This is a genomic window from Acidimicrobiia bacterium, from assembly GCA_016650365.1.
Classification (GTDB): domain Bacteria; phylum Actinomycetota; class Acidimicrobiia; order Spongiisociales; family JAENVV01; genus JAENVV01.
This window is the reverse complement of sequence record JAENVV010000062.1, coordinates 1-7,076: the sequence shown is the minus strand read 5'-3', so window position 1 is coordinate 7,076 and position 7,076 is coordinate 1. Positions and strand designations below refer to the sequence as shown.

General features: G+C 59.8%; 8 protein-coding genes. All 8 read right to left on the bottom strand.

The window, feature by feature from the left end:
- Window positions 1-249 (bottom strand): formamidopyrimidine-DNA glycosylase (locus JJE47_03910; GenBank protein ID MBK5266556.1); only part of this gene is annotated, 249 nt, incomplete at its 3' end.
- 9 nt (window positions 250-258) lie between these two features.
- Window positions 259-1,323 carry a hypothetical protein gene (locus JJE47_03905; GenBank protein MBK5266555.1) on the bottom strand — a complete coding sequence of 355 codons (1,065 nt, stop codon included), beginning with the start codon at window positions 1,321-1,323 and terminating at the stop codon, window positions 259-261.
- A gap of 123 nt (window positions 1,324-1,446) precedes the next feature.
- On the bottom strand, window positions 1,447-2,229 hold the full coding sequence (fdhD, locus tag JJE47_03900) for a formate dehydrogenase accessory sulfurtransferase FdhD (GenBank protein ID MBK5266554.1): 783 nt from the start codon (window positions 2,227-2,229) through the stop codon (window positions 1,447-1,449).
- A gap of 105 nt (window positions 2,230-2,334) precedes the next feature.
- On the bottom strand, window positions 2,335-4,821 hold the full coding sequence (locus tag JJE47_03895) for a polyribonucleotide nucleotidyltransferase (protein ID MBK5266553.1): 2,487 nt from the start codon (window positions 4,819-4,821) through the stop codon (window positions 2,335-2,337).
- Between the two features lie 193 nt (window positions 4,822-5,014).
- Window positions 5,015-5,272, bottom strand: a complete 258-nt coding sequence (gene rpsO / locus JJE47_03890; protein ID MBK5266552.1) for a 30S ribosomal protein S15 — start codon at window positions 5,270-5,272, stop codon at window positions 5,015-5,017.
- 122 nt (window positions 5,273-5,394) lie between these two features.
- Complete coding sequence (locus JJE47_03885; GenBank protein MBK5266551.1) at window positions 5,395-5,778, bottom strand: RidA family protein; 384 nt, start codon at window positions 5,776-5,778, stop codon at window positions 5,395-5,397.
- Window positions 5,779-5,787: 9 nt separating this feature from the next.
- Complete coding sequence (locus JJE47_03880; GenBank protein ID MBK5266550.1) at window positions 5,788-6,858, bottom strand: bifunctional riboflavin kinase/FAD synthetase; 1,071 nt, start codon at window positions 6,856-6,858, stop codon at window positions 5,788-5,790.
- A partial coding sequence (truB, locus tag JJE47_03875; GenBank protein ID MBK5266549.1) for a tRNA pseudouridine(55) synthase TruB occupies window positions 6,753-7,076 on the bottom strand: 324 nt, incomplete at its 5' end. The genes JJE47_03880 and truB, both read right to left, overlap by 106 nt.

Genomic DNA, 7,076 nt, shown 5'->3' with positions numbered 1-7,076 from the left:
CTTTACCCAGCGCAAGCGCCCGGCCACCATGAGATGAAGAACAATGAACAAGTCATCTTCGAACTCGAAGACGATTCGCTTACCGATCCGCCGGAACCCGAGAACCTTCTTACCTTCGACAGCCGACACCGGTGGGTCGTAGGTGCGAAGCAGCGACACCGAGCGCACCCGGAGCTTCTCGAGCGTTTGGCCGACGGTAAAGCGTTCGAGAGCCTCTACGTAGACAACAATGTCAGGAAGTTCCGGCATGCCGGGAGCCTAGTTCTCGCCGGTCGGCCGGCGCCGATGCTCCCGCACCGCCACGGCCGCCGCCAACGCCATAAGCGGCCAGAGGGCCGCAAACACTCGGAGCGAATCCGTTCCTTTCCGCCACACGACCTCGCCTCCCAGGACCGCTCCCGCAAACCATCCTGCAGACATGAGAATAATGAGACGTTGGCGGGACCAGAGAGCTAGGGGGGCGATGGCCGCCAGTCCGAACAAACTCACATAGGAGGCTCGTCGGGAAACGACGTAGGCAGAACTCCAGTCGTGTGACGCTTCGACAATCCCGAAGAACGGGGCCGTGACATTGGAGCCGAGGCCACCGCTCCCGCCGAAAGCCGAGACCACAATCAGGCTGACGACGGCCAAGACCCCGACTGGCACCAGCAGATAGTTGAGAGCTGCCCGTCGTTGGCCCCCTATCCAAGCGTCGATCGCCACGGCAATCGCAAATATCAAGAATTGTTCCTTGGTGAGAACGGCCGCCGCCAACAACAGCACGGCAAGGCTCCGACGATCCTTACGGTAGGCAGCCACCCCGGCCAGCGACAGCCCCAGTCCAAGCGAGTCGGGCGTCGAAATCACCGTGGAAAGGATCAACCCCACATTGAGATACACCGCCAAAGCCAACAGCCGAGAGCGAACCCCGTACGTCTCACCGATCACAACGAGGGCAGCCGCGGCGAGCCCAAATCCAATCGCCGACCAGACGGCTAGTCCCACGATCGTGGCACGGGGCGACAGCGTTCCCATGCCCCCTCCGAGCGCAGGATATAGCCAGCGCCGATAGCGAAAGGCTGGAGCACCCAACGCGTCCCCCGCCTCTCCTCCGAAGGGTTGACGGGCAATGACGTATGCAGCTTGCCCATCATGTCCAAAATCAGGGAAGATGGGAATGTCGTCGCCGAGTTCCGACTTGATGAACGGCGCCACCGAAGACGACTCGCCCACCTGGAGCATGGCCGCCGGATCGCCAAAAGCACTGGCCACGAACATCTGAAAAATTCCGGCCAGAACAAGCCCGCCTAGAAATATCGTCCACGGACGCAGTCCTACCATATGACGAAACATCGCGACTGAAGACGGCAGGTTAGGGGCATCGACGCATAGCCTATCGCGGTCTGTGCGAAGCGGCCGGACCACCCGATTACCCCAAGCCCGAGAACGATCAGCTGGCGGGTATCAGTGCAATCGGTGAACGCCCGAATAGACGACGAGCGAGCCATCACGTACAAAGCCGGCCAGTGTCAAGCCAACCTGCGTAGCCAGGTCGACGGCCAATGATGACGCAGCAGAAACCCCACACACGATCGGAATGCCGGCCACAGCGGCCTTTTGGGCAATCTCAAACGACACCCGACCGGAGACAAATAGGACCGTGTTTGCGAGGTCGAATCCGTCAACCAGGGCCACCCCGACGACCTTATCAACCGCATTGTGCCGACCGATATCTTCACGAATGGTCAACAACTCCCCAGCCGGCGTGAAGAGGGCGGCGGCGTGCAAACTCCCGGTTGCGTCGAAACCTTGTTGATGAACCCGCATGACAGCTGAGAGGCGGTTCAGCACATCCACACCGATCCTCGGGCCGGCTGGGAGCTCCGAGGCCGTAATGAGTACTGCGTCGATCGAGGCTTTGCCACAGACCCCGCAGGACGACGACGAATACAGATTGCGACGAAATTGCTCTGGATCGATCACGACGCCATCAGTGAGAGCCAGTTCCCATCGGCCCTCCCCGAGATCGATCGGCTCGCCAAGCTCGTGGGGACCAAGAACGATGGCCTCGGTGAGGGCAAAACCACGAATGAGGTCCGGATCGTCTCCCGGCGTACGCATGAGGACGGCGATCGGCACATTTCCGAGCCGGATCTCCAGTGGCTCCTCAACAGCCACGAGATCGGAGGTATCGGCAGCGACACCGTCAACAATACGGCGAACCGGTCGGGAGGTACTGGCAGTCATAGGTCGCACAGCGTACCCGCCCAGCGGTCGCATGCCGACATGCATTCGACCAAAAAGGAACCCCCGAGTTGCCCCGGGGGTTCCTCACTCAATGGTTGTGGTCGACTAGACCTCTGAACCAAACTCGTCTTCAAACGAGACCATCTTGCGAGCGGGCTGACTCGTGTTGCCTGAATCACCGGCCGCCTCACGGGGCCGATCCGAAGCACTATCACGATTCCCACTGCTGCGGTTTCCGTCACGACTGGCGCCGTCACGGGTGTTGCCACTCCGATTGCCGCCCCGGTCGCCACCCCGATCGCGGTCACGACCACCACGGTCGCCACCCCGATCACGATCACGACCACCACGGTCGCCACCCCGATCACGATCGCCACCCCGGTCACGGTCACGGCCACCACCGGTGTTCTGCGACGGTGGTCGGTTCTTGGCTTCCTCCGATGGCTCAATCGCTTCGGCCGGCTCAAGGCTGACCTTGCCGTTACGGTCGATCTCGCGAACGATCACCTTGACTGCCTGGCCAAGCGCCAGGTAATCCTCGACGTTCTCGACCCGGCGATCGCTGTCGATCTTGGAGATATGCAGCAACCCGTCACGGCCTGGCAAGATGTTGACGAACGCACCAAAGCTGGTGATGTTCACAACCGTGCCTTCGTAGGTCTCGCCAACTTCCGCCTCGGGCGGATTCGCAATGGCCTCGATCCGGGACTTGGCCAGTTCCAGCTTCACACTGTCAGAAGCGCCGACGCGAACAATGCCGTAGGCACCGTCCTCTTCGATCTCGATCGATGCGCCGGTCTCTTCCTCGAGCTCACGGATGACCTTACCCTTTGGCCCGATAACCTCACCGATCTTGTCCTTGGGGATACGGATCGAAATGATACGAGGAGCATTCGGGTTGAGTTCTTCCCGAGGGCCCGCAATCGCTTCAGCCATTGCCGCCAGGATCTTCAGCCGGGCATCTTTGGCCTGATCGAGGGCCTTCGCCAATACCTCGGCCGGAAGGCCTTCGATCTTGGTGTCAAGCTGTAGCGCCGTAATGGTGTCAGCCGTACCGGCCACCTTGAAGTCCATGTCTCCGAGGGCGTCTTCAGCACCGAGGATGTCGGTCAACGTGATGAACGTGTCACCCTCATTGATCAATCCCATGGCAATGCCGGCCACTGGAGCGATGATCGGCACGCCGGCATCCATCAGTGACAGCGAAGACCCACATACAGACGCCATCGAGGACGAACCGTTAGATGACAGGACTTCTGAGACAAGCCGGTAGGCATACGGGAAATCTTCAGACGTTGGGATGACCGGATGCACCGCCCGTTCGGCGAGCGCACCGTGGCCAATCTCGCGACGCTTCGGACCCCGCATGAACCCGGTCTCGCCAGTCGAATAGGGTGGAAAGTTGTAGTGATGCATATAACGCTTGGATGTTTCAAGATCCAACGTGTCGAGCATCTGTTCCATCTTCAACATGCCGAGCGTCGTTACGTTAAGGACCTGCGTCTCACCGCGCTGGAACAAACCAGAACCGTGGGCACGACCGATGACGCCAACTTCCGCCTTCAATTCGCGAATATCGGTGAGTCCGCGACCGTCGAGACGGATGCCCTCGTTGATAACCCGCTCACGCATCATGACCTTGGCAACCTTGCCAAAAGCCTTCTTGACCATCGCCAGCTCGTCTTCATCGGCTTCGCCGTACTCGGCCATGACCTCGTCACGGGCGGCACTCTGGGCAAGGCCGCGCTCCTTTTTGCCCGGGAGCCGGATAACCGACTCAAGCTTCGGAGCGGCCAGAGACTTCACCTTGTCGTAAACGTCGTCGGTGAAGTCAACCGATATCTCATACTCGACTTCTTCGATGTCGAACATGGCACGTAGCTGTGTTTGTAGATCGATGAATTGGCCGATGTACTGCTTGGCCTCTTCCAACCCACGGGCCACGGCAGCTTCATCCGAGGTCGGAGCTCCATCCTGGGCCATCCGAATGCCGTTCACCGTCGAACCGGCCTCAACCATGATGATGTCGATCTCGCCGGCGGGATTACGTACCCCGGCAACGGTGAGTTCAAACACCGACTCGTCGAGATCGTCGAAGGTTGGCAACGGGATCCACTCGCCATCTTTGAGGGCGAGACGAACGGCGCCAACCGGACGCTCAAACGGAATCGAACTTACCGACAGCGCCGCCGAAGCGCCGTTGAGGGCAAGAATGTCATAAGCCTGCTCTTCGTCGACGGCCAGAACCGTCCCGACGATGTGCGTGTCGCACCGGAATCCATCGCGGAAGTTCGGGCGCAGTGGGCGATCGATCAAACGACACGTGAGGATCGCCTTCTCCGAGGCCCGACCTTCCCTGCGGAAGAACGAACCAGGGATGCGACCCGCCGCATACATACGCTCTTCGATATCGACCGTCAATGGGAAAAAGTCGGTACCGGGACGCATCGTCTTCGATGCCGTTGCGGTGACAAGAACTTCCACGCCGCCGAGTTGTACGGTTACGGCTCCGTCGGCCTGAAGGGCCAGTTTTCCAGCGCTAATGGTGACTTCCTTGTCACCGACTAGGCCACGTACCTGATGTTCTGGCACGGTTTCTCCTTTGTTTCATGGAGAAGAGCCGCAATTGGCAGTGGTCACAGCTCCCGCGGGAGCGGTCTCCACTGACAATCGACAGGCTTTCTCCGATGGTGTTTCTTAGGTGATCTCGGGGTTTCCCGAAACTCGGAAGAGGGTGACTCCCCCATAATCAAGAAAGCGGCTGTTCAGCCGCTTTCTCAAAGTCTTAGTGGCGAAGGCCGAGCGTTGTTATGAGCGTGCGATATCGCTCGACGTCCTGGCGCTTCAGGTAGTTCAGCAGACGACGACGCTTACCGACCAACATGAGCAAGCCACGTTGTGTATGAAAGTCGTGCTTGTGCTCTCGCATATGATCGGTCAGATGCTTGATACGCTCGGTCAATAAAGCGACTTGAACCTCAGGCGAACCCGTGTCAGAGTCGTGCTGGCCGAATTCGGAAATGATTTCTTCGGTGGTCTTCATGAATCCAATGTTTCTCGACATGTACGCCCACTCGACAGAGGTGGTAAGTGGGACGGTTGAAAGTGTAACAGGTCCCACGCATGTGCCAATTCGTCCGGGTATCTGGCGACTGGAGGTCTTGATCACCCGGCGAGGGCTTCAACCTCGATCTCTACCTTCCAGGCCGGATCGAGCAGCGCAGCCACCACCACCATCGTGGCCGGCGGAGTTGACTGATCAAACAGCTGACGGTGTGCCCTGCCGACCTCGTCAGCAAATGCGACATCCGTGATGTACATCCGGGTCCGAACGACACCCGCTGCCGTACCCCCAAGCTCTTCGATCGCCGCGAGGGCGATCGTTCCGCACAACATCATCTGATCGAAGGGACCCTGGGGGGTTGAAGCTCCGTCCTGCGGTATGGGCGCAGTGCCCGCCACCCGGATCACCTCACCAACCCGGACAGCCCTTGAAAACCCGTAACGTTCCTCAAAGGGCGAAGCAGATCGAACAAATCGACGTTCCATGCCGTGAAGCTAGCCCAAGCCGTTCGGCTTGGTGGACTGGCGATCGGCGTTCAGTACATCGCGAGCGGCCGCTATATCGGTGCGGATCTGTGCCACGAGGTTTTCGACCCCGGCAAACTTCTGTTCCGCTCGCAGCCGATGGGCCAGCTCCACCTCAATCACCCGCCCGTACAGGTCGCCGTCCCAATCGATCAAATGAGCCTCGACGGTCACCGAGCGGCCGTCAAACGTCGGGCGAACCCCAACATTGGTCACGGCCGGGACCCGCTCTTGCTCGAGGATTGCATATCCGGCGTAGACCCCGGTCTCGGGTAACACGATGGTCGGTTCATAGTTCACGTTGGCGGTTGGTATTCCAATGGTTGTACCCCGGCCGTCGCCGCGGACTACTGGACCTTCGATGGCATACGGCCTGCCGAGAAGCTCAGCGGCTTCTTCGACCTTCCCTTCGGAGATCAGCACCCGGATTCGAGTAGAAGAGAGTTGTGAGTCATGTTCTGACAAGAGCGGCACCGCGTCGACCAAGAACCCCCAGCGCTCGCCCGCCGCTACCAACGTGGCGACGTCGCCGGCTCGATTCATCCCGAAACGAAAATCGGCCCCCACGGCCACAGCCCGGGCGGCGAGCGCATCGACGAGCACAGCTTTGATGAACTCGTCCGGTTCCATGGACCTGATTCGGGTGAAGGGCAACACGCCTACGACATCGACCCCATGGGCTTCAAGCTCACTCAACCGCTGGTGGATCGTTCCCAACAATCGTGGAGCCCGGTCAGGGGCGATGACGGCGAGAGGATGAGGATCGAAGGTCAACACACCCCGCACCGTGCCCGGTCCATTGGTCCGTTCGCCGAGAGACACCAACTCATCAAGCACAGCCTGGTGGCCTCGATGAACCCCATCGAAGACGCCAATCGCCACAACCGAGCGTTCGGTGGCAATCTCCCAGTCGCCTGGATCACCGGTAAGAACTCTCACGGCATGACCACCTCTGGCACGAACGTCCCTGAAACGAGCCGGTGAACCGCCAGAAGGTTCTCTGAGGTATCGGCCAACCGAACAATATCGCCCTCGGTCCATTGTCCGGGTACTTCTTCGACGGCCAAACGGGCTCCATGACGGACCCGATCCGCAACTTCGGAACGGAGCAAACAGTGTGGCAACGAAGCCAGCGCATCAAAAGGACTGAGGAGAGCCGTATCCCATCGACCGGCCTCACCCAGCGCATCGAGGCGCTCGAGGGTGACGGCATGTTCGACAGACAATGAGCCGGTCTTCAGTCGACGGAGTGCCTTGAG

What these genes read in the sequence shown, in the direction of transcription:
- JJE47_03905 (MBK5266555.1), bottom strand. Translation starts at nt 1,323, where the DNA reads ATGGTAGGACTGCGTCCGTGGACGATATTTCTAGGCGGGCTTGTTCTG.
- fdhD (MBK5266554.1), bottom strand. Translation starts at nt 2,229, where the DNA reads ATGACTGCCAGTACCTCCCGACCGGTTCGCCGTATTGTTGACGGTGTC.
- rpsO (MBK5266552.1), bottom strand. Translation starts at nt 5,272, where the DNA reads ATGAAGACCACCGAAGAAATCATTTCCGAATTCGGCCAGCACGACTCT.
- JJE47_03885 (MBK5266551.1), bottom strand. Translation starts at nt 5,778, where the DNA reads ATGGAACGTCGATTTGTTCGATCTGCTTCGCCCTTTGAGGAACGTTAC.
- JJE47_03880 (MBK5266550.1), bottom strand. Translation starts at nt 6,858, where the DNA reads ATGGACCGAGGGCGATATTGTTCGGTTGGCCGATACCTCAGAGAACCT.